Source organism: Pseudomonadota bacterium (assembly GCA_039193195.1).
In the GTDB taxonomy this organism is placed as follows: Bacteria; Pseudomonadota; Gammaproteobacteria; order Steroidobacterales; family JBCBZW01; genus JBCBZW01.
Genome location: JBCCWS010000007.1, coordinates 50,876 through 70,970, shown reverse-complemented (window position 1 = coordinate 70,970; position 20,095 = coordinate 50,876). Strand labels below are relative to the sequence as shown.

The 20,095-nt window shown below is 63.4% G+C and carries 27 protein-coding genes, 1 tRNA gene, 1 other RNA gene and 1 pseudogene; 16 read left to right on the top strand and 14 right to left on the bottom strand.

The window, feature by feature from the left end:
- The 9 genes from AAGA68_08890 (at position 1) to AAGA68_08850 (ending at position 5,489) form a co-directional block, all read left to right on the top strand.
- Positions 1-273, top strand: a complete 273-nt coding sequence (locus tag AAGA68_08890) for a TIGR02449 family protein (protein ID MEM9385162.1) — start codon at positions 1-3, stop codon at positions 271-273.
- The gene (locus tag AAGA68_08885) at positions 270-590 is read left to right on the top strand and encodes a cell division protein ZapA (GenBank protein ID MEM9385161.1); all 321 of its coding nucleotides are present in this window, start codon (positions 270-272) and stop codon (positions 588-590) included. The genes AAGA68_08890 and AAGA68_08885 overlap by 4 nt, the downstream gene beginning before the upstream one ends.
- 87 nt (positions 591-677) lie before the next feature.
- Positions 678-866: non-coding RNA, 6S RNA (gene ssrS, locus AAGA68_08880), on the top strand.
- A 13-nt stretch (positions 867-879) separates the two neighbouring features.
- Entirely contained in the window at positions 880-1,548 is a 669-nt protein-coding gene (locus AAGA68_08875; protein MEM9385160.1) for a 5-formyltetrahydrofolate cyclo-ligase, read from the top strand.
- Positions 1,533-1,997 carry an EVE domain-containing protein gene (locus AAGA68_08870; GenBank protein ID MEM9385159.1) on the top strand — a complete coding sequence of 155 codons (465 nt, stop codon included), beginning with the start codon at positions 1,533-1,535 and terminating at the stop codon, positions 1,995-1,997. Before AAGA68_08875 ends, AAGA68_08870 begins: the two co-directional genes overlap by 16 nt.
- Before the next feature lie 124 nt (positions 1,998-2,121).
- Positions 2,122-2,544, top strand: a complete 423-nt coding sequence (locus AAGA68_08865; protein ID MEM9385158.1) for a hypothetical protein — start codon at positions 2,122-2,124, stop codon at positions 2,542-2,544.
- A 196-nt stretch (positions 2,545-2,740) separates the two neighbouring features.
- The gene (gene rpiA / locus AAGA68_08860) at positions 2,741-3,406 is read left to right on the top strand and encodes a ribose-5-phosphate isomerase RpiA (GenBank protein ID MEM9385157.1); all 666 of its coding nucleotides are present in this window, start codon (positions 2,741-2,743) and stop codon (positions 3,404-3,406) included.
- Positions 3,407-3,871: 465 nt separating this feature from the next.
- Positions 3,872-4,837, top strand: a complete 966-nt coding sequence (locus tag AAGA68_08855) for an alkaline phosphatase D family protein (GenBank protein MEM9385156.1) — start codon at positions 3,872-3,874, stop codon at positions 4,835-4,837.
- Positions 4,746-5,489, top strand: a complete 744-nt coding sequence (locus AAGA68_08850; protein ID MEM9385155.1) for an alkaline phosphatase D family protein — start codon at positions 4,746-4,748, stop codon at positions 5,487-5,489. The genes AAGA68_08855 and AAGA68_08850 overlap by 92 nt, the downstream gene beginning before the upstream one ends.
- 70 nt (positions 5,490-5,559) lie before the next feature.
- Here the strand turns inward: AAGA68_08850 and crp (AAGA68_08845) are convergent, their stop codons facing one another.
- The 9 genes from crp (AAGA68_08845) to AAGA68_08805 all read right to left on the bottom strand — a co-directional run bounded on the left by crp (AAGA68_08845) (position 5,560) and on the right by AAGA68_08805 (position 10,248).
- Complete coding sequence (gene crp / locus AAGA68_08845) at positions 5,560-6,189, bottom strand: cAMP-activated global transcriptional regulator CRP (protein ID MEM9385154.1); 630 nt, start codon at positions 6,187-6,189, stop codon at positions 5,560-5,562.
- Between the two features lie 156 nt (positions 6,190-6,345).
- Entirely contained in the window at positions 6,346-6,669 is a 324-nt protein-coding gene (locus tag AAGA68_08840) for a hypothetical protein (protein MEM9385153.1), read from the bottom strand.
- A gap of 108 nt (positions 6,670-6,777) precedes the next feature.
- Complete coding sequence (locus AAGA68_08835; protein MEM9385152.1) at positions 6,778-7,455, bottom strand: histidine kinase dimerization/phospho-acceptor domain-containing protein; 678 nt, start codon at positions 7,453-7,455, stop codon at positions 6,778-6,780.
- A 118-nt stretch (positions 7,456-7,573) separates the two neighbouring features.
- The gene (locus AAGA68_08830; GenBank protein MEM9385151.1) at positions 7,574-8,014 is read right to left on the bottom strand and encodes a PAS domain-containing protein; all 441 of its coding nucleotides are present in this window, start codon (positions 8,012-8,014) and stop codon (positions 7,574-7,576) included.
- A gap of 70 nt (positions 8,015-8,084) precedes the next feature.
- Entirely contained in the window at positions 8,085-8,213 is a 129-nt protein-coding gene (locus tag AAGA68_08825; protein ID MEM9385150.1) for a hypothetical protein, read from the bottom strand.
- A 171-nt stretch (positions 8,214-8,384) separates the two neighbouring features.
- Positions 8,385-8,458, bottom strand: a tRNA-Gln gene (locus tag AAGA68_08820).
- A gap of 29 nt (positions 8,459-8,487) precedes the next feature.
- Positions 8,488-8,883 (bottom strand): 30S ribosomal protein S9, encoded by a 396-nt coding sequence (gene rpsI, locus AAGA68_08815; protein ID MEM9385149.1) that lies wholly within the window; start codon positions 8,881-8,883, stop codon positions 8,488-8,490.
- A gap of 23 nt (positions 8,884-8,906) precedes the next feature.
- The gene (gene rplM / locus AAGA68_08810; protein ID MEM9385148.1) at positions 8,907-9,338 is read right to left on the bottom strand and encodes a 50S ribosomal protein L13; all 432 of its coding nucleotides are present in this window, start codon (positions 9,336-9,338) and stop codon (positions 8,907-8,909) included.
- Positions 9,339-9,474: 136 nt separating this feature from the next.
- Positions 9,475-10,248 carry a DUF481 domain-containing protein gene (locus AAGA68_08805; protein ID MEM9385147.1) on the bottom strand — a complete coding sequence of 258 codons (774 nt, stop codon included), beginning with the start codon at positions 10,246-10,248 and terminating at the stop codon, positions 9,475-9,477.
- A 122-nt stretch (positions 10,249-10,370) separates the two neighbouring features.
- Between AAGA68_08805 and coq7 the strand changes: the two genes are divergently transcribed.
- A complete protein-coding gene (gene coq7, locus AAGA68_08800) occupies positions 10,371-11,042 on the top strand; it encodes a 2-polyprenyl-3-methyl-6-methoxy-1,4-benzoquinone monooxygenase (protein ID MEM9385146.1) in 672 nt (223 codons plus the stop codon).
- Between the two features lie 375 nt (positions 11,043-11,417).
- Entirely contained in the window at positions 11,418-12,101 is a 684-nt protein-coding gene (gene crp / locus AAGA68_08795; GenBank protein ID MEM9385145.1) for a cAMP-activated global transcriptional regulator CRP, read from the top strand.
- A 59-nt stretch (positions 12,102-12,160) separates the two neighbouring features.
- Here crp (AAGA68_08795) and rpe read toward each other — a convergent pair whose 3' ends face one another.
- Together rpe and djlA are read right to left on the bottom strand one after the other, a co-directional pair.
- Positions 12,161-12,841, bottom strand: a complete 681-nt coding sequence (gene rpe / locus AAGA68_08790; protein ID MEM9385144.1) for a ribulose-phosphate 3-epimerase — start codon at positions 12,839-12,841, stop codon at positions 12,161-12,163.
- Positions 12,842-13,057: 216 nt separating this feature from the next.
- Positions 13,058-13,849, bottom strand: a complete 792-nt coding sequence (gene djlA, locus AAGA68_08785) for a co-chaperone DjlA (protein MEM9385143.1) — start codon at positions 13,847-13,849, stop codon at positions 13,058-13,060.
- A 139-nt stretch (positions 13,850-13,988) separates the two neighbouring features.
- Here djlA and AAGA68_08780 point away from each other — a divergent pair, with 139 nt between their 5' ends.
- Positions 13,989-14,882, top strand: coding sequence for a phosphoribosylaminoimidazolesuccinocarboxamide synthase (locus AAGA68_08780; protein MEM9385142.1), 894 nt, complete (start codon positions 13,989-13,991; stop codon positions 14,880-14,882).
- 9 nt (positions 14,883-14,891) lie between these two features.
- On the opposite strand, the gene pmbA is transcribed toward AAGA68_08780, so the two are convergent.
- Positions 14,892-16,262 (bottom strand): metalloprotease PmbA, encoded by a 1,371-nt coding sequence (gene pmbA / locus AAGA68_08775; GenBank protein ID MEM9385141.1) that lies wholly within the window; start codon positions 16,260-16,262, stop codon positions 14,892-14,894.
- Between the two features lie 16 nt (positions 16,263-16,278).
- Between pmbA and yjgA the strand changes: the two are divergent.
- The 3 genes and pseudogenes from yjgA (at position 16,279) to AAGA68_08760 (ending at position 18,465) form a co-directional block, all read left to right on the top strand.
- Positions 16,279-16,773, top strand: a pseudogene (yjgA, locus tag AAGA68_08770) (ribosome biogenesis factor YjgA).
- Positions 16,774-16,866: 93 nt separating this feature from the next.
- The gene (purE, locus tag AAGA68_08765; GenBank protein ID MEM9385140.1) at positions 16,867-17,370 is read left to right on the top strand and encodes a 5-(carboxyamino)imidazole ribonucleotide mutase; all 504 of its coding nucleotides are present in this window, start codon (positions 16,867-16,869) and stop codon (positions 17,368-17,370) included.
- Positions 17,371-17,373: 3 nt separating this feature from the next.
- Positions 17,374-18,465, top strand: coding sequence for a 5-(carboxyamino)imidazole ribonucleotide synthase (locus AAGA68_08760; GenBank protein MEM9385139.1), 1,092 nt, complete (start codon positions 17,374-17,376; stop codon positions 18,463-18,465).
- Between the two features lie 3 nt (positions 18,466-18,468).
- Here AAGA68_08760 and AAGA68_08755 read toward each other — a convergent pair whose 3' ends face one another.
- Positions 18,469-18,645, bottom strand: a complete 177-nt coding sequence (locus tag AAGA68_08755; protein ID MEM9385138.1) for a hypothetical protein — start codon at positions 18,643-18,645, stop codon at positions 18,469-18,471.
- A gap of 170 nt (positions 18,646-18,815) precedes the next feature.
- On the opposite strand from AAGA68_08755, the gene AAGA68_08750 reads away from it, so the two are divergent.
- Positions 18,816-19,613, top strand: a complete 798-nt coding sequence (locus AAGA68_08750; GenBank protein MEM9385137.1) for an alpha/beta fold hydrolase — start codon at positions 18,816-18,818, stop codon at positions 19,611-19,613.
- Positions 19,614-19,642: 29 nt separating this feature from the next.
- Here the strand turns inward: AAGA68_08750 and AAGA68_08745 are convergent, their stop codons facing one another.
- Complete coding sequence (locus AAGA68_08745; GenBank protein MEM9385136.1) at positions 19,643-20,089, bottom strand: PDZ domain-containing protein; 447 nt, start codon at positions 20,087-20,089, stop codon at positions 19,643-19,645.
- Positions 20,090-20,095 lie beyond the last annotated feature (6 nt).

The following is a 20,095-nucleotide window of genomic DNA, read 5'->3' as shown; positions in this document are numbered from 1 at the left end:
TTGACCGGGTCTTCACGCACCACCTATATTCGGCGCATGACCCATCCTGAATCGGGAAGAGACAGTTTGGAGCGTGAGCTCGCCCGCGTGGAGGCACGGGTGGACGCACTCCTATCCCTCTGTCGACAGCTCGAAGAGGAGAATCGCTCCCTGCGACAGAAGCAGGAATCCCTAATGAGCGAGCGTGCTGGTCTGCTGCAGAAGAACGAGCGCGCCCGCGCCCGTGTCGAAGCCATGATCTCTCGCCTCAAGGCGATGGAGCACAATGCATGAGCGAGGCTAACGCCGGCGCGCGCGTCACCGTGCGCATCTTGGATAAGGAGTATCAGGTCGCGTGTCCACCCGGCGAACACGACGCGCTGCTCGAGAGCGCTCGCCTGCTGAACAACGCCATGAAGGAGATTCGCGATACGGGCCGTATCGTCGGCCTCGAGCGTATCGCGATCATGGCGGCGCTCAACCTGGCCAACGAACTGCGCGAGGCACGTGCCACCCAAGATGAGACCATCGCAGCGGTCCACGGCCGCCTGCAGTCACTCTCCGATCGAGCCGACCGCGCCCTCGAGGATGCGCGGCAGATGAATCTCTAGCGCAGGTCGCCGGGCCGCCTTCGAGGTCGCACGAACTGTGATTGGCTTCTGGACACCCCGGCCGCGGATGCTCCACACTGTCGTCAGCGTTTCCTGCGGTGTTCGAGCCGGGTCCACGGTACCTCTCGACCCTAATTTTCCCATCCAGGGACATTGGCCGCTGGACGTTGTTGAGCAGGTCCGTCCATTAGACGGGAAGCCTGAAACGTCCTGGTCCGTCCCACCTTTTGCTCTGGCTCGAGAGCAAAGGCCCTAACCGGCACCTGCGGGAAGCGCCTCCTTCACCTCCATGACTACGGCGACCGGCCTCGATCTCCTTCACGAAGCGCAACGCAAACGCGACCTGCGCACGGTTCTTCGCCAAGCACGTCTCACCCTCGATGGATGGCATCGCGAACGCGCTACGCAGCGACTGTGTGCGCGTGTCGCCCGCCTGCGCAGCTTTCGCTCAGCGCGGCGCATTGGCGCCTACCTGGCCGCACCCGGAGAAGTGGAGGTTGCGCGGTTGATAGCCGACGCACTCGCCGCAGGCAAAGAGGTGTACGTGCCGCTGATGCGCGCCGATGACCACCTTAGCTTCGTGCGCTTCACCGAACGCACACGCCTCGCGGCGAACCGTTTCGGCCTCTATGAACCGGTGCACCCGGACAGCCTACACACGGTAGCCCCAATGCAGCTCGACCTCGTGCTCACCCCGCTAGTAGGTTTCGACGACGCGGGTAACCGCCTGGGGATGGGCGGCGGCTACTACGATCGCACCTTCGCGCCCCTGCTCCAGCGCCACTACTGGCAACGCCCCCAATTGGTGGGCGTGGCCTTCGAGTGTCAGCGGGTGACTCACGCCTTGCCACGCGAACCGTGGGACATCCCGCTACGGCAAGTGATGACAGAGTCCGCGCGTTACCCTCATGCCTGCTCTTCTCGACAAGGAGTCCACGACGCATGCAGTACTGGTTGATGAAATCAGAGCCCGACGAGTTCGGGATCGATGATCTCGCGAGCTCACCGCGCAAGACCGCGCACTGGGACGGCGTGCGCAATTACCAGGCGCGGAACATGATGCGCAACGAAATGAAGAAAGGTGACCAAGCTTTCTTCTACCACTCGAATACGAAGGTGCCTGGCATCGCCGGCGTCATGGAAGTGGCGCGCGAAGGCTATGTCGATCACACCGCGTTCGATCCCGATGATCCTCACTACGACGCGAAAAGCGATCCTGACAAACCCCGTTGGTTCATGGTGGATGTGCGTTTTCTCCGGTGTACAAAGCGTGTTATCGCTTTGACCGAGTTGCGTGAATACGCCGATGGAGCACTCGCTGACTTCCGTCTGTTAGCACGTGGTAATCGTCTTTCGATCATGCCCGTGAGCGAACAAGAGTGGTCGTTCATCCTCTCGCTCGAGTGAGGACTGGATCAACTTACGAGCATTCGCTCCCGCTCTTTCTGAGTTTGATCACACAACTTACTGGTATTCGTGGAGTTATTGGTTATACTCGGCTTCGCAATCCCCCGACACGGAGTTGTATCCAATGGCAATTGCAAGTCGTAAGAAGAAGGTGAGCCGCAAAAAGAAGGCGGCCACGTCGAAGAAGAAGAAGGTAGCTGCGAAGAAGAAACGCACTACCGTAGCGAAGAAGAAGGCCACTGCGGTCACGCGTAAGAAGCGTGCAACGGCGGCCAAGAAGAAGGTAGCGAAGAAGGTTGCCCGTAAGAAGACGGCATCCAAGAAGAAGGCGACCGCTCGGAAGAAGACCGCGGCCAAGAAGAAGACTTCTAAGAAGAAGGCTTCTAAGAAGAAGGCCACCGGTCGCAAGAAGGCCGCGGCCAAGAAGAAGCCAGCTGCAAAGCGTAAGACCGCTGCGCGCAAGAAGACTGCGGCCCGCAAGCCGCTGGCGCGTAAGAAGCGTCCCGTCGCTGTGAAGAAGAAGGCGAGCCGACGCAAGGCAGCCTGAGCGAGAGCCGGCCTTTGGCGCCGGCTTTCCTCCGCAGGGCGTCGTGTCACCGCCCATTCAACGGTGACACGACCCGCCCGCTACCCTCCGCTCCACGCCACTTACAGCCGGAGCTCGCGTCGCTGCCCCCCGAGAAGCGGCGTATCCTCACCGAACTAACACTTTGCTGCCGGTTCGCTACGAGGAGGCACCCGCGATGAATGCCGACGAACGCAAACGCCACGCTGCCGAGCAATCGCTGCAGTTTCTGCAGGAGGACATCGTGCTGGGCGTGGGAACCGGGAGCACCGTGAACCACTTCATCGAGCTGTTGGCACAGAAGCGCCCAACGCTGCGTGCGATCGTCTCCAGCTCCGATGCCTCCACCGGCAAGCTCACCGAAGCCGGGTTCACCGTGTCCGATCTAAACACCGTGGGCGCGGTCGATCTCTACGTTGATGGCGCCGACGAGGCCACGCGACACCTGCAGCTGATCAAAGGCGGCGGGGGTGCACTGACCCGCGAGAAGATCATCGCGGGAGCGGCCCAACGCTTCGTCTGCATCGCAGACGATTCGAAGCTCGTCAACGTGCTCGGGAAGTTTCCCCTACCGATCGAGGTGATCCCCATGGCGCGCAGCTTCGTCGCACGCAAGCTGATGGGTGCGGGCGGAAGGCCGGTGTTTCGAGAAGGCGTCGTCACGGACAATGGCAATCACATCCTCGATGTCCACGGCCTCGACCTCGTCGATCCCTCACGCGCGGAACGCGAGTTCAACCAGATCCCCGGCGTGGTCACCGTCGGCCTGTTCGCCCTGCGCGGTGCCGATGAACTGCTGATCGGCACCGAGGACGGCATCGAGCGCCACACGGCTCGCCGTTAGGGAAGCGCTGCATAAGTCCGGTCGGCAGCCCTGTGCATCCAGCGGCGTGAGATCAAGGCGCGTGAACCTACCTGTAGCCGCCGCTATAGGTAGCTTTGCGCAACACTGAGATCGCGCCGCTGGTGCGCGGGGATGATGAGCGGACTTGTGCAGAGCTTCCCTTGTGTCCTGAGTTAGAAGTTCGTTGATGAATTCGCGGCACCTTTTTGCCCCTGAACACGTTACTCCTCCTCCCGTGGGACCTGCCACGCTCGTCGTCGCGCCGCGCTCAGGGATAAAAACTCGCGTGCGAATTCATCAACGAACTTCCAACTCAGGACACTAGGCTCACTCGCCCACGCTTCATCAAACCGTCAGACCGCGATAACGCACTATTCATATCTGTGATGCCCCATAGCCCGCAGTGACGGGCACCGCGCCGCGTGCTGTCCGTCGTGTCATCACGCACTTCGGAGGCATCACGCAATGACCCCACGCAAACCCCGAGTCGATCACATCCGCCGGCGTCTCGTCGGCGGGGTGGGCGGTGTCCTCGCCGCCAGCAGCTTGAGCCTGCCCAGCCTGGCCCGCCCGGGTGGCTGGAGCCCACGCACCTCTCGCCGATCGGCCCTATTCACCCTCGGCGTCGCCTCCGGCGATCCGCAGCCGCGTCGCGTCACCTTGTGGACGCGCCTGTCGCCCGATCCCTTGAACGGCGGCGGCATGGACGAGGCGGCGGTGGAGGTCACCGTCGAAGTGGCAAGCGATCCGGACTTCCGCGATGTCGTTCGCAGCGGCACGGTGATGGCGCTGCCGGAGGCAGGTCACGCGGTGTCCGTGACCGTGCCGGCGCTGACACCCAACACCTTCTACTGGTATCGCTTCAGCGCACTTGGAGAGACCAGCCGCGTCGGGCGCACCCGCACCTTCCCATCACGCTTCGAACAGCCGGAGCAGATGCGCTTCGCGCTCGCCTCGTGCCAGAACTACACGGCCGGCTTCTACGCCGCCTACCGCGACATGGCCGATCAGGACCTCGACTTCGTCGCGCACACGGGCGACTACATCTACGAAGGCGCCGCGGACGAGGCGACGCCGGAGTCGCGCCGCCACGTCGGCCCCGAATGCACCTCGGTGGTCGACTACCGCAACCGCTACGCCCAGTACCGCCTCGATGAGAACCTCCAGGACGCCCACGCTGCGTTCCCCTGGATCGTGACCTGGGACGACCATGAGGTGGACAACAACTACGCCGCCCTCAGCCCCGAGGACGACCAACTCCCGGAGGACTTCAGCGCGCGCCGCACCGCCGCCTACCCAGGTGTACCGCGAAAGCATGCCGTTAGGCCCGCGACAAACGTTGAACGACGACAACGAGCTGCAGCTCTTCCGTCGTTTCACCTTCGGCGATCTCGCTCAGTTCCACGTCCTCGACACCCGTCAGTTCCGTGACGACCAACCGTGCGATGACATCTTCCCCGCCTTCATCGATGTGTGTCCGGAGATCGTCGACCCCAACAGCACCATGACCGGCGGGGAGCAGGAGCAGTGGTTGTACAACGGTCTCAGCCGCTCGCGCGCAATCTGGAACGTAATGGCACAGCAGGTGATGATGATGCAGTGGGACGTGGGCGCAGCCCTCGGTGCACCGGGAGCCTTCAACCCGGACGCCTGGGACGGCTACCAGGGCGCTCGCCAACGCCTACTCGACTTCCTCGCCGCCACCCAGCCCGCCAACCCGATCGTGCTCACGGGCGATATCCACTCCTCGTGGGCCGCGGACATCAAGGTGGACTTCGACGTGGCTGACTCCGACATCGTGGGCGCCGAGTTCGTATGTTCCGGCATCACGTCGAGCTTCGGTGACGAGAACGTGCCGCTGGTGGAGCTCACGCTGCCGTTCAACCCGCACATCCGCTTCTTCGATGGGTTGTTCCGCGGCTACGCCGTGTGCGAGGTGACACGCGAGCAATGGCGCACGGACTTCCGCGGTGTGGAACGGGTGAGCGATCCGAACTTCACCGTGCCGAGCCCGGACCTCGCCGTTAGCACGATCGCCAGCTACGGCGTGAACGCCGGCGTGCCGGGCGTGGTTGAGCTCTAGGATGATCTGAGGGGGATGATCTGAAGGGAGCGCCATCGATGGGCAGGTCCGTCGGCGGCGCGAAGGTCGTCTAGCCGGCGTCCGCGTTGCGCATGTTGTAGACCACGATCTGCATGCCCTTCACCTCGATGAGACCCTGCTCCTGCAGGCCCTTCAGCACGCGACCGGCCATCTCTCGGCTGCACCCCACCAGGCGCGCCAACTCCTGACGGCTGACCTTTATCTGCATGCCATTGCGATCCGGATGGGACATGGCATCGGGCGACTTGGACAAGTCCATCAGGGCTTTGGCGATGCGGCCCGACACGTCCATGAAGGCCAGGTCCGTGACCTTGCGATTGGTGCGATCGAGGCGGCCGGAGAGTTGCGTGGCGATCTCGAACAGCAAGGCGGGGTGATCAGCGGATAATTGCTTGAAGCGGGAATAGCTCATTTCAGCGAGTTCGCACTCCGAGCGCGTGCGCACCCAGGCCGAGCGTGCCGGCTCCTGATTGAAGAGCCCCATCTCTCCAAAGAACTGCCCCTTCGAGAGGTAGCTCAGGATCATCTCGCCGCCCTGCTCGTCTTCGAGCATCACTTCGACGGTGCCTTTCACCACGTAGTAGAGCGCGTCAGGTGTCGCGCCAGCATGGATGACCGTGGTGCGGTTCGGCACCGTCTTCATCCGTGCGTGCTTGAGGAAGATTTCGACGACGCCCATGGTGCTACCTAATGAAACGCCCCAGACGCGAGATGCGCCGGCGACGCTGGCCGTAAGAGATTTCGACACCGAAGGGGGTAGCGTAGCGCGTCGGTGCGCAGATGCCAAAGCCGCGGAGAGCCTGTGACCACCGTTTACGATCAGCGGACCGTAAGACTAGTGCGGCAGGCGGGCGCTACCGAACCAAAAGCTCATGAGACTGCGCCCGAGATCAGGATAACCTGCAGCGCAGTCCGGTATTGTCACGTACGCGTTGGCTCGCAGCTGATAGCAATCCGCAATGTCGCTCACGTCGTCCGAGGTGGAGACGATGATCGCGCGGATGGAACTCAACGCCTCGTCGCGCTTCACGGACTCGAGCAGGTCAGGGCGCGGCCCCGCACGAGGCTTCTTCAACGCCTCGACGCCATCGCGCACCGAGCCGATCTGCACGTCATAACCCGACTGCCTCAGAGCACGATCGATCAGCTTGCGATCCATGACATCGTCATCGACCGCCAATACGAAACCTTCATGAGGCACCTCCGGGAACGGACAAGGGCAAGGCGATCGTGACGCGCACCCCGTTCGAGTAGGCCGGATCAACCGTCAGCTTACCATCGTGGGTTTGTACGATACGGCGGCCGATAGACAGGCCGATACCGGTGCCCTCGATGTCTTCCCTGTGATGAAGCCGATGAAAGGACTCGAACACCCGTTCGTGGCTCTTGACCGGTATACCCACTCCGCGGACTTCGAAGTGGACCAAATCCACCCCCGCTCATGCTTCACCTCGGACCAGATACGAACCTTCGGTGGTGAGTCACCGGCGTACTTGCAGGCATTTGAGAACAGGTTCTGGAATAGCTGAGCCAGCAGTTCCGCCGAACCGTGCACACTCGGCAGCGAATCCACCACCACCTTCGCATTCGTCTCGTCCAAGGCGAGGGACGCGAGCGCCCGCCCCTCCACCACCACTTTTTGCAGATCGCAGAGCTGCCGCTCGATGGCGATGGACTCGAGCTTGGAAAGCTGGTGCAAGCTGCTCACGAGCCCCCGCATACGACGCACGCCCGTGGATATGCCGCGGACTACGTCCTGCACATCCTCGCTGACTTGCTCTGCGTTCTGCCCCAACTCCTCCTCGAGGATCTCCGTCAGCACCGCCACCTGGCGTAAGGGTGCCTGGAGGTCATGGGCGGCGATGTGGGTGAAGTCACGCAGGCTTTCGTTGAGCTGCGAGAGGCGTCGCTCTCGCGCGATACGCTCGGTCGCGTCCGTCGACATCACGAGCAGGCGGCGTTAACCACCCTCCGTCTCCATAGGCACCTTATCGGTGCTGATCCAGGCGCTCGCCCCATCTCGCGGCATGTAGCGCTCCTGGATGTTGAGCCTTGCCTCCCCCCTAGTCGGTGATGGCGAGGTCGTCATCGTGGTACTTCTTCGCCATGGTGGGAAACAGCTCGTAGGTATCGCTCCCGCGCAGGCTTTCTGCGTCCTCGAAACCCATCGAGTTCGCCGCCGCCCAGTTGCAGCGAATGATCTTATTCGCATCATCCTTCAGCCAGATCCGGGCCGGCATGTGCTCCAGAATCAAATCCAGCTCTCGGGAACGCGCCCTGATGTCTTCCTCGGCCTGCTTGAGCTGGGTCACGTCGGGGTGCGCGGCGAGCATCCGCAGGGGTCGTCCCTCGCCGTCGCGTACGGCGAGACCCCGACAACGTATCCAAACGGTGTGGCCCTTCGCGTGACGGTGGCGGACGATTTGGTCGTAGGGGTGAGCAGGGTCGTCGAAGTGGCCCTTGGCGTTCTCCAAGTCCACCTGGAGAACATCCGAGTTGATGATGCCCTGCCAGGCTGAAGACAGATGCGGCTTTCACTCCGGTCATAGCCTAAGGTCTCCCAGAAGCTGCGACTCATCCATCGTGTTCGGGCTGGCGTAGATCCCAGTGCCAGATGCCGTCGAGGCACCCGGCGCTCTGAAACTCGCGCTGGAGATAGTGCCCAGCGCGGCCTGCCCCGATCTCGCCACCGACACCACTCATGCAACATGCTCGCTTGGCTAGGTGCTCAACATGTTGATGGAAGACTCGACGGCCTCCAACATAGACTACCAAGGCCGGCAAAAATCGCGGTGACGGGCGCCTGACGAAGATGCTTGCCAATTTGGCAAGGCATAGACAAAAACGCCCCCGACGAGCGGGGGCGTTTGGTGTTGGCTGGGGGACTAGGATTCGAACCTAGGTTGACGGAGTCAGAGTCCGTAGTCCTACCACTAGACGATCCCCCAGTAGGTGGAACCGAGGCGCCGAATAACGATCAGCGCTTCGAGAATTGGGTAGCGCGGCGAGCCTTGCGCAGACCGACCTTTTTGCGCTCCACCTCGCGGGCGTCGCGCGTCACGTAGCCGGCCTTACGTAGGGGAGAGCGCAACTGATCGTCGTACTGCATGAGCGCGCGGGTGAGACCGTGGCGAATAGCGCCGGCCTGGCCCGTGGTGCCGCCGCCCGTGACGGTGACGGTGACATCGAAGCGGCCCACGAGCTCAGTGAGCTCCAATGGCTGCATGACGATCATGCGCGCGGTCTCACGACCGAAGAAGCGCTCCAGAGGCACGCGGTTGATGGTGAACTCGCCGGTGCCCGGACGCACGAAGACACGCGCGGTGGAGGTTTTGCGGCGGCCGGTGCCGTAGTAGTTGCTCTGCATGTTCATTCGCTAATAGCTCTCGCCGTCGCTCAGATGTCCAGCGGCTGGGGCTGCTGGGCTTCGTGCTTGTGTTCGCTGCCGGCGAAAACCTTCAGCTTGCGGTACATCTGCCGGCCTAGGGGCCCCTTGGGCAGCATGCCCTTCACCGCGATCTCGAGCACGCGCTCCGGCGAGCGCTCGATCATCTGGTTGAAGTTGCGCGTCTTCAGGCCGCCGATATACCCCGTGTGGTGGTGATACATCTTGTCGCTGGCCTTGTTGCCGGTGACGCGGATCTTCTCCGCGTTGACCACCACGATGTAGTCACCCGTGTCCACGTGCGGGGTGTAGATAGGCTTGTGCTTGCCGCGCAAACGGCTGGCAATCTCGGTGGCGAGACGGCCGAGCGTCTTGTCGGTGGCGTCGACCAGAAACCAGTCGCGTCGCACCTCAGCGGGCTTGGCGGAAACCGTCATTTTCATCATCTGCGGTGATACCGGGATGGCTGGGTGGTAAGGAGCCGGCAAGTATAGGTCCGGGTTTGGCTGCTGACAAGGCCGATACCACCGGACCCGCAGGCGAGCGAGTCTTCGCCTGCGATGCCTGCCGACAGGCGACTTAGAAGTCGTACTGTAGCGTGATCGCCGTGAAGGTATCGGTCGAAGCCGAGCCCTCGGGCACATCGGAGTTGTTGCGCAGGGTGTAGGAGAGGCCCAACGCCACATTGCCGATCAGCGTCGCCTTCACCTCGGTGATGGACTCGAACAACGTGTTCTCGCTGCCGCTCTCCACAGAGAAACGCTGGTTGAAGGAGCTAGACTCGGTGAAATTCCAGGTGTAGAGCGCAGCCGCGCGCGCGATCGCCTGGTTGAAGTCCGTGCCGTCGTTACGCTTCTGCTGCGTGGCACCGCCGCCGATCTCGCCGGACAGGAGGTGCGTGCCATTATCGATGAACGTGCGACCGTAACCCACCGTCTCGGTGATCTGGCGCTCGAAACCGCTGAAGAGGTCGCGATCGAAGTTGACCCGGCCGAAGATGTAGCTGCGATCGGTGATATCCCAGTTCGCCTGGTAGCCGGCCTGGTACCGTTCGGCGGTCGTGTCGGTCTCCCCCGTGTCCTGATCTTCTGCCGTAGCGCGCAGAGCGTTGGCGGTGAACTCGTGGCGCCAGTTGCCCGCCGCGTACACAGTGCCCAGGCCCACGGTCAGGCTGGAGGTATCTGCGTTTCCGGTGGTCGCCGCGAAACCGAGCTTGGCCGTGCCCGAGAAGCCCTTCTCTTCCTCATCCTGCGCCTGCGCGCCAAGGGAGAGTACGCCGGCTAGGAGACAGGTAAGGACTGGCGCCGCGCGACGGCGCAAAAAACTAGACTGGTGCGCGCTGAAGCGTCCCATGAGAAGTTCCTCGTAGTAATCGTGTTCGGCGGCACGGTGCGTGCTGCAGCCGTGTGGCGGCGCATCATACCAGCGAAATGTCGCCTATGCCCGTCCGGTCAACGACCCTTTACAATCGCGGGATGCGCGCGAATCTGACCTTGTCCGATCGTCTGCTGGTTCTCGGTGACCGTTTCCTGCGCCAGGTCGCAGGGCCCAAAACGGGCACCGTGGACATACCGCCGCAGACCACCGGTCGCCCCGTCCCAAAAGGCGAGCCCATCGATGAGTCGTTCGAGCTATCCGAGCGCGAGCGCGAGCTCGCGATCCGCCTCATGCGCGTCAATCACGCGGGCGAAGTCGCGGCCCAGGCTCTCTACCAAGGTCAGGCGGCGACGGCGCGCGACCCGCAGACCCGCGCCCATATGATGGCGGCCGGCGACGAGGAACGAGACCACCTAGAGTGGTGCGAAGTCCGACTGCAAGAACTCGGCGGTGCCACCAGCGCGCTCACGCCCTTTTGGTACCTCGGGTCCTTGGCGATCGGCGCTACTGCGGGCGCGAGCGGCGACCGCTGGAGCCTCGGTTTCGTCGCGGAGACCGAACGACAGGTCGAGGAGCATCTCACCGAACATCTCGCCCGCTTACCGGCGGGCGACACCCGAAGTCGCGCCATTCTCGAGCAAATGCAAGCGGATGAGGTGCGTCACGGCGCGGCAGCGATGGCTGCAGGCGGTAGCGAGCTACCTTCAGCAGTTCGTGGCGTCATGCGCCACGTCGCCAAGGTGATGACGCGCGCCGCGTACTGGATCTGACGCGAAGCACACAACACGTCGCTAACGCTTGCCGATCTCTCGATCAAATGAGACCCGCGTCACGACGCGGGCTCGATCAATTACGTCTAATCGTCGACGCGATGACGCGCTTCCCTTGGCGCATGGAGTATCGCAGCTGCCTAGCCGTTTGGGGGAACGGCGTGCCCGGTTCACATTCATCGGGCGTCAGGTGTGACGGAACCTTCAGTAACCGGCAGGGCGGCCGATACTAGGCAACGTAAGCCGGCCGCGAGGTCGGTCAGGTGGCAACACGGCTCGCCGTGTTCCACTTCCGCAAACCAGGCAGCAGCAACCCCGGGCACGTGCCGGGCGAGAGCTACCGCACGTTTTCAGCCAGCGTCCGAGAGGCCACCGATGGAAAACCTTGCGAACCCCGCCAAGCCCTTAAGCGACATTCCGGCGATCAACCGCTTCTTGAGCTATTGCCGAATCCGCACCGTACCGTCGAAGACGGTCGTGATCCATGCCGGCGACGTCCCCGACACCCTCTACTACATCGTAGACGGCTCCGTCGAAGTGATGATCGAAGATGAGGACGGCAACGAGATGGTCCTCGCCTATCTCAACAAGGGACAGTTCTTCGGCGAGATGGGCCTGTTCTACGAGCAGCCCGCCCGCTCCGCCTGGGTGCGCACCCGTCGCGCCTGTGAGATCGCCGAGATGACCTACCCGCGCTTCCGGCAAATCGCCAGCGAGAGCCCAGGCCTTGTGTTCGAACTGGCCACGCAGCTCGCCAGCCGCTTGGATCGCACCAACCGCAAGCTTGGCGACCTCGCCTTTGTGGACGTGACCGGTCGCATCGCCCACGCCCTAATGGATCTGTGTGGTGAGCCCGATGCCTTAGGCCACCCGGACAACTTCGGCGTGCAGATCAAGGTCAGCCGTCAGGAGCTCGCGCGTCTAGTCGGCTGCTCTCGCGAGATGGCCGGCCGAGTGCTGAAGGTGCTTGAGGAGCAGGGCTTGATCACCGCCAGCGGCAAGACCATCGTGGTCTACAACATGCGCAATCAGCAGCCGGCCGAGCCCATCGCCCGCTGATTGGCAGCAGTCTGCGAGGTGCGCGGCGTGACGTCGCGCACCTCGGGTTGGCACCACCCTCAGGTGCCCTCTGCCCCAGCTGCTAGTGCTTCGCGCATGGCACTGATCGTCGCAGCGTAATCATCCGCACCGAAGATCGCAGACCCCGCCACGAAGGCATCGGCGCCCGCCGCTGCGACCTCGGCGATGTTGTTCACCTTGACCCCGCCGTCCACTTGCAAGCGAATCGGATGGTCCACATCCGCTATGCGCGATGCGAGGGCGCGAATCTTCGGGAGCGCTGAAGGCAGGAAGCTCTGCCCACCGAACCCAGGGTTCACGGACATCACCAGAATTAGATCGACGCGATCCATCACGTGATCCAACCATTCGATCGGCGTGGCCGGATTGAGCGCCACCCCCGCCTTCGCCCCACACTCGCGAATCAAGCCTAGGCTGCGATCCAGATGGTCCGTGCCCTCCGGATGGATCGAGATCCAATCGGCCCCCGCAGCAGCGAACTCGCCGATCAACCGATCCACGGGCCGACACATCAGGTGTACGTCCAAAGGCGCCGTAATCCCGTAGCCTCTTAAGGCCCGAGCAATCTCCGGCCCAAATGTCAGATTCGGCACGTAGTGACTGTCCATCACGTCGAAGTGCACCACATCCGCCCCAGCCGCCAACACCGCTGCGACCTCCTCCCCCAAACGGGCAAGGTCAGCCGACAAAATAGAAGGCGCAATCACAAACCCCATCAATCCATCCCCCAAGTTCCAATATCACCGCCCCCAGGCGTGCGCAGCGAGGCCACCAGGCGTGAACGCCGCGATGCGCCGAACCTGGAAGTGGACGCCTGAAGGTGTCTCTGGGGGTGCAGCTTTGCGTCGGGGTGGAGGCTAGAAGGCGGAGCGTAGACCGACTGGGTGAACACTCCCCTCCCCACCCCAACGCGCAGCTGCACCCCCTGAGACTCCTCAGGAGCGGGAGGAGCGGATTAGGTCGTATGCCTCGCGAATCTGCCGCGTACGCTCCTCCGCCAAACGCACCATATCCTCCGGCATATCCCTCCCAACCAACTTATCCGGGTGATGCTGATTCATCAGCCGCCGATAAGCCTTCTTCACCGCACTGTCGCTCGCATCGCGATCCACGCCGAGCAGCCGGTAGGACTGCTGCAAGCGCTCCGTCGGCGTGATCTGCACCGCCCGAGCGGTGCCATGGCGACGGACCAGCGCCTCGAGCCGAGACAGCTCCGCACGCGAGATACCCAAGCTGCTCGCTGCTCGGTTCAGCACCGATCGTTGGTCCTCACTGAGCTCCCCGTCAGCGAGGGTGACCTGAATCTGAATCTCCATGAAGGTGCGCAGCAGATCGGGGTGGTGGCGGCACTTGCCGTGAAAGCGACGCAGGGTCGCCGGTGCATCGAAGTCTGGGTGCTTGCCTTCATTGAACAGCGTGATTGCGGAGCGGGTCTGCTCTTCGTTTAGCTGCATTCGCTGCATGACTTCCCGGGCGACGCGGATCTCCTGCTCGGACACGCGACCGTCGGCCTTAGCCGTGTGCCCCATCATCCAGAAGGTGGCCGTGAAGAACTCGAACTGAACTTCGCGCACATCCTGATCGCCCTCGGTCCGACCGAGCCGGTGGCGCGAGAGGCCGACGTCGAACTGGTGCCCGACGACCACGCCGACGATCGCACCCAGCCACTGCCCGGCCATGAAGCCCAGCACGCCGCCAGCAAATTTTCCCCATAGCACTTGGTTCATCGAGAAACCTTACACTTGCGCACCCGCAATTTTAGCGGCCCTGGCCCCACGATTTCAGTAGGGGCTGCCGATGGCGGCACCAATGGCATACTCTGCGATCGCACACCGACGCGCCGCCCCACTGCCGAGCAAAGTACCCATGTCAGCCGAATCCCCCGCGCCCTGCGTTTATGAATCCGACATCGGCGGCCTCGAGTTGATCGCCCGCGGCAAGGTTCGCGACGTCTACGCCGTGGACGAGAACCGCCTGCTGATCGTGGTCAGTGATCGACTATCCGCCTTTGACGTGGTGCTACCAGACCCGATCCCCGGAAAGGGCGAGGTGCTGAACGGTATCGCGGGCTTCTGGTTCGACCGCACTCAGCACATCGTGCCCAACCACCTCCTGCGCGATGGCCTCGATGACCTTCTGGCGCACCATGGGGCCGGAGTCTACAGCTCGCGGGCAATGCTCGTGCGTCGCCTGAAACCCTTGCCCATCGAAGCCGTCGTGCGCGGCTACCTGCTAGGGTCTGGGTGGCTGGACTATCAGCGGACGGGCGAGGTGTGCGGCATCGCCTTGGCGCCGGGCATGCGCCAGGCGCAGCAGTTGCCAGAACCCCTGTTCACTCCAGCGACGAAGGCGGCGGTCGGCGATCACGATGAGAACATCAGCTTCGCGCAGTGCACCGCGTTGGTGGGGGGGGACGTGGCAGCGCGGGTCCGCGAGGCGTCGATCAGCCTCTACCAGTTCGCCGCCCAGTACGCGGCCACCCGAGGCATCATCATCGCGGACACCAAATTCGAATTCGCCATGGATGGAGATGACCTCATCTTGATCGACGAGGCCCTCACGCCGGACTCCTCGCGCTTCTGGCCCGCTGAGAAGTACGCTGTGGGAAGCAGCCCACCTAGCTTCGACAAGCAGTTCGTTCGCGACTACCTCTCGACCTTGGCGTGGGATCGTTCGCCGCCAGCACCATCTCTACCCGCGGAGGTGATCGAGGGCACAGTGGCACGCTACCGGCGAGCCCTCGAATTGCTCATGGGCTGATGACCCGCCTCAGTCGCCGGCGATCGTCATCTCATCGAGCAGGATTGAGCCGCAGTGCACGGCGCCGCGACGATCCACATCCGTACCAATTGCCTGGAGCCCTGAGAACATTGCGCGCAGGTTGCCGGCGATAGTGACCTCGTGCACGGGGTAGCGAAGCTCCCCACCTTCCACCCAGAAGCCGGCGGCACCTCGCGAGTAGTCCCCGGTCACCATGTTGACACCCTGACCGATTAGCTCGGTCACCAAGAAACCACGATCCATACGCGCCAGGAGCGCCTCGAAGTCGAGCTCCTCTCCCTCAGCGGTAGCCGCTGGAACCAGGGTGTTCCACGCGCCACCGCAGTGGCCTGTAGTGTGCAATCCCAGCTTACGTGCGGAATAGCTGGAGAGCAGGTAGCCCATCACCACCCCATCGCTAAGCAAGTCTCGATCGCGAGTAGCGACGCCCTCTTGATCGAAGCTTGCGCTGGCCAAGGCGCCCGGTAGGTGAGGCCGCTCCATCATCTGCACGAAGGCGGGGAACACCTGCTCGCCCGCAGCGTCGAGTAGAAACGATGCTTCGCGGTACTGGGCGCCGCCCCGAAGGGCGCCGAGGAACGAGCCGATCAAACCGCGCGCGTGCTCTGGCGGCAGCAGCACCGGCGCCTTGGTGGTGGCGATCTTGCGGGCCCCCAGGCGGCGGAGCGTGCGCTGCGCCGCCCTGAGCCCCACAGCTTCCGGCGACTCCAAGTGTTCCGGCGCCCGCGCCACCGAGTACCAGTAGTCCCGCTCCATGTTGCCGTCACTGCTCGCGAGCACGCTGCAGCTGAGCGAGTGGCGAGTGCTGGTTCCGCTGCCGACAAACCCCCAGCTGTTGCCGTAAACGCGGCAGCCGCGGCTCGTGTGCACGGACCCTCCTTCGGAGTTGTCGACTCGATCGTCCGCCTCCAGGGCAGCCGCCTCGCAGCGCCGAGCCAGCTCGATCGCCGCATCCGGCTCGAGGGACCAGGGGTGATCGAGGCCTAGATCAGGGGACTCGACAGCCATCAACTCTCGATCGGCCAGCCCCGCACACGGGTCCTCAGCGGTGAACCCAGCGATGCTGCACGCCTTGCCCACCGTGTCTTCCAAGGCCGCGTCGGCGAAGTCGGCGGTGCTGGCGGTGGCCTTGCGTTGGCCGAAGTAAACCGTCACCGCGACACCGCGGTCGCGAGTTTGCTCGAGGGTCTCCACCTCCCCGAGCCGGACGGTCACACCTAAGCCGGCGCCGGCGCTGGCAGCGGCCTCTGCTTGCGAGGCGCCACGCGCAACCGCCATCTGCAGGACTCGTTCGACGACCCGCTGCAACTCATCGGCATCCGCCGACGGTTGCGTGACAGCCAGGGCGGTTTCGTTCATACGGTTCTTCCCAACGATGCGGACCGGTAGGATTCTACCCATGGAGGACCTTGAGCACGACGACGGACCTAGCAAGTCGCAGCGCAAACGGGACGCGCAGGCGCTGCAGGCGCTCGCCGTGTCGCTGGTGGAGCTTTCCGACGAGCAGCTGGCACGCATCCCGCTGCCGGAAAAACTCTACGACGCAATTCGGGCGACGCGACGCATCACCTCCCATGGCGCGCTACGTCGCCAGCGCCAGTATCTCGGCAAGTTGATGCGCCGCGCCGACCACGAACCGATCCGTGAGGCCCTCGCCCAACTGGAGCGTGAAGCGAACGGGCAGACCCAGCATTTCCACACCCTTGAGCACTGGCGCGACCGTCTTCTAGCCGAGGGTGACGTGGCGATCGACGAACTCCTAGCGAGCTTCCCTCACCTCGAGCGGGCGCCCTTGCGGCATTTTGTGCGCCAAGCACGACAAGAGCGTGAAGCGCACCTTCCACCGCGGTCTGCCCGAGCCCTCTTCCGCCACCTGCGCGAGCGCATCACACCGCCAGCGCCAGAACAGGACGAGAGCGCCCCCCTGCCTGAGACGCCCATTGCTGGTGCTACACTTCAAACGATGCAAGCACGAGTAGGCATCATCATGGGATCGCGCTCCGACTGGGAGACCATGCGATCGGCCAGCGAGACGCTGAGCGCCCTCGGCGTGGCCCACGAGAGCCGTGTGGTCTCCGCCCACCGCACACCGGACTTACTTTTCAAGTACTGCGAGCAGGCGCGCGGGCGCGGACTCAAGGTGATCATCGCCGGAGCGGGCGGCGCTGCCCATCTACCTGGCATGGCCGCCGCGAAAACCGAGCTGCCGGTGTTGGCAGTGCCGGTGATGTCGAAGGCCTTGGCAGGAATCGACTCCTTACTCTCCATCGTGCAAATGCCTAAGGGCATCCCCGTCGGCACGCTCGCCATCGGCCCAGCCGGCGCCCAAAACGCCGCTTTGCTAGCCGCCGCCATCCTCGCCAACGAGGATGACGAAGTGCATACAGCGCTCACTGCGTTCCGTCGTCAGCAGACCGAACGCGTGCTTGCTGACCCAGATCCCAGCCAACCACCCCCCGCGGACTGACCCATGAAAATAGGAATCGTCGGCGGCGGTCAGCTCGCCCGAATGATGGTGCTTGCCGGCTATTCGCTGGGCCAAGAGTTCCTGATCCTAGACCCCAACGAACGCACGAGCGGCGGCCAGGTCGCGCCTATGATGCTCGGCAACTACGGCGATCCCGAACGCCTCAGGGCTATGGCAGGCCGGGTCGACGTGCTCACCTTCGATTTGGAGAATGTGCCGGCCCCCGTGCTTCGCCAGGTGGCGGCCCCGCACCTCTACCCTCCCGTCGACGCACTCGAGACCTGCCAGGATCGCCTGAACGAGAAAACACTGTTCGACGAGCTTGGAATCTCGGTGGCAGGCTACCGCCCGGTGAATGAGCTCGACGAGCTGTTCGATGCCGTGAGTGAGCTCGGCTTACCCCTGGTGCTAAAAACGCGTCGCCTCGGCTACGACGGCCGCGGCCAGCGGGTGCTGAGGGAAATCGACGACATCGAGCCGGCCTGGCAAGCCTTGCGCGGCGTGCCCTTGCTCGCGGAGCAGTTCGTTCCCTTCGATGGCGAGGTGTCCATCGTCGGCGTGCGCAGTAGGCAGGGCGAGATCCTGACCTACCCCCTAAGCCTGAACAAGCATCGCGATGGCATCTTACGTACGTCGATCGCTCCGGCTCCCGTAGACCCAGCGCTAGAGGTAACCGCTCGGGAGCAGCTAGAGCGGGTAATGACCCGCTTCGACTACGTGGGCGTACTGACGATAGAGTACTTCGTCAAGGATGGGCAGCCGCTCGCCAATGAGATGGCACCGCGAGTGCATAACTCAGGCCATTGGACTATCGAGGGGGCAATTACCAGCCAATTCGAGAACCATATCCGGGCCGTCGCCGACCTACCTTTGGGCAGCGTCGCCTTGCGCTGTCCGAGCGCCATGGTCAACTTCATCGGCACCATGCCCGCCCCGGATAAGGTGCTGGCTATACCAGGCGCCAACCTGCACGACTACGGCAAGTCGGCTCGCCCGGGGCGCAAGCTGGGCCATTGCACGGTCATCGGCGTGGACGAAGCCGAGCTGCACGAGCGCCTAGCGCGAGTGGAGGGACTAATCGCTGATCAGGCCTAGCCGCTAGGCACTCTCATCACCTAACGCTTTCTTTTGCTCTACCGATAAGGAGTACACGGAACGCGGCCCCTTGCGATGCTCGACCTTTAGGGCCCTAAGCCAGCGCGTGTAGGCAGACCACCCATCGCGCGCGCTACCGACAGTGCGGCAGGCGTGGCCGTTGGGCGTGAAATCAAACACCGTTTCTTCCTTGCTTTGGTCTTCCAATTGCCCTGAGTCCCTTGGTGTGCCTGTGCGATGTTACTAGAGACTAGCGTTGCCGCGGCGCGGACACTGTGAGGTTCATCACAAGGCCGCTCGTAGCGCAGCGCACAACTCAATCAGCGAAAACGTGTTCGAGGAGAAGCCTCATGGGCGTTCACCGTTACTCCGTACCATCGCCAACGCTAGTTGAGCTCGAAGTCGATGCGCGTGGCGTAGGGGATGATGCCGTCCTGCTGCTGCCATCCCTCGGCCGCGGTCGCGGTGACTTCGATGGGCTCGTCGAAGCATTGACTCGCGAGGGCTTTCGCACCTTGGCACTAGACCCTCGCGGAATAGGTCATAGCGACAAGGCCACCTTCGAACACCTCACTTTGCATAGCCTGGCAGACGATGCGGTGGCCGCGTTGGATGCGCTCGCCATCGAACGCGCGCACGTGATCGGTCACGCCTTCGGCAATCGAGTCGCGCGCTGTGTGCAAGCCGATCACCCCGACCGGGTGCGTTCGCTGATCTTGCTGGCGGCTGGCGGAAAGGTGCCACCGGTGGAGGAAGCCGTGGACGCCTTCCGTCGCTTCGTCTCTACGCCCTTAGCGCCAGACGCCTTTTTGAGCGAGGTGGCGCAGGCCAACTTCTCACCGGCGGGTGACCCCAGCGCGTGGGCCGACGGATGGTGGCTGGAGACGGCGCGTGGCCAGGCGACGGCCGCCGGCCGCGCGTCGCTCGAGGATTGGTGGCTACCGCGCGGCGAGGTGCAGGTGTTGATCGTGCAGGGGCTTGACGACCGAATGGCACCCCCGGAAAACGGCCGTTCGCTACGCGATAGCCTTGGCGCGCGCGCACGTTTGGTGGAAGTGGAGCGGGCAGGCCACGCCCTACTGCCGGAGCAACCTGCCAAGGTGGAAGCAGCGGTGCTCGCGTTTCTGCACGGTCAGCGACCTAGCTGAGGCGACCGGGTCAAACCCCCAGAGTGGATTTACTGGCTGCGCGGGCGTGGCGCCGCTGCGGGTTGGCACAGGTCTCCGACCAACTTGCCCAAAACCCCCCGGGCGCGCAGGAACTCTCCGCGCCGGTAGATCTCGATCTCTACGCGCTCGCCGATCTGCAACTCCCGCACGCGCGACACGAGCTCGCCGGCCAGGTAAATGGCTCGGCCGTCCATTGAGACGATGAAGTCACCAATGCGCAGGCCAATCAACGCCGCCGGTGACCCACGGTTTACGTTAACCACCGGCACGCCATTTTTGACGCCCTCGTACTCCCAACTCCCAGCCGCGTTCCCAAAGATCACGTCTTGCAAGTCGCGTACGTTCACGCCGAGGCAAGGCGTCGGGGGATCGGCGTCGAAGTCCTGCGCGAGTACGGCACAGCTGAGGAACATAAGCCCGAGGGGGCTCCACAAGCGGTAGCGCTTCGCGCTCATCGAACA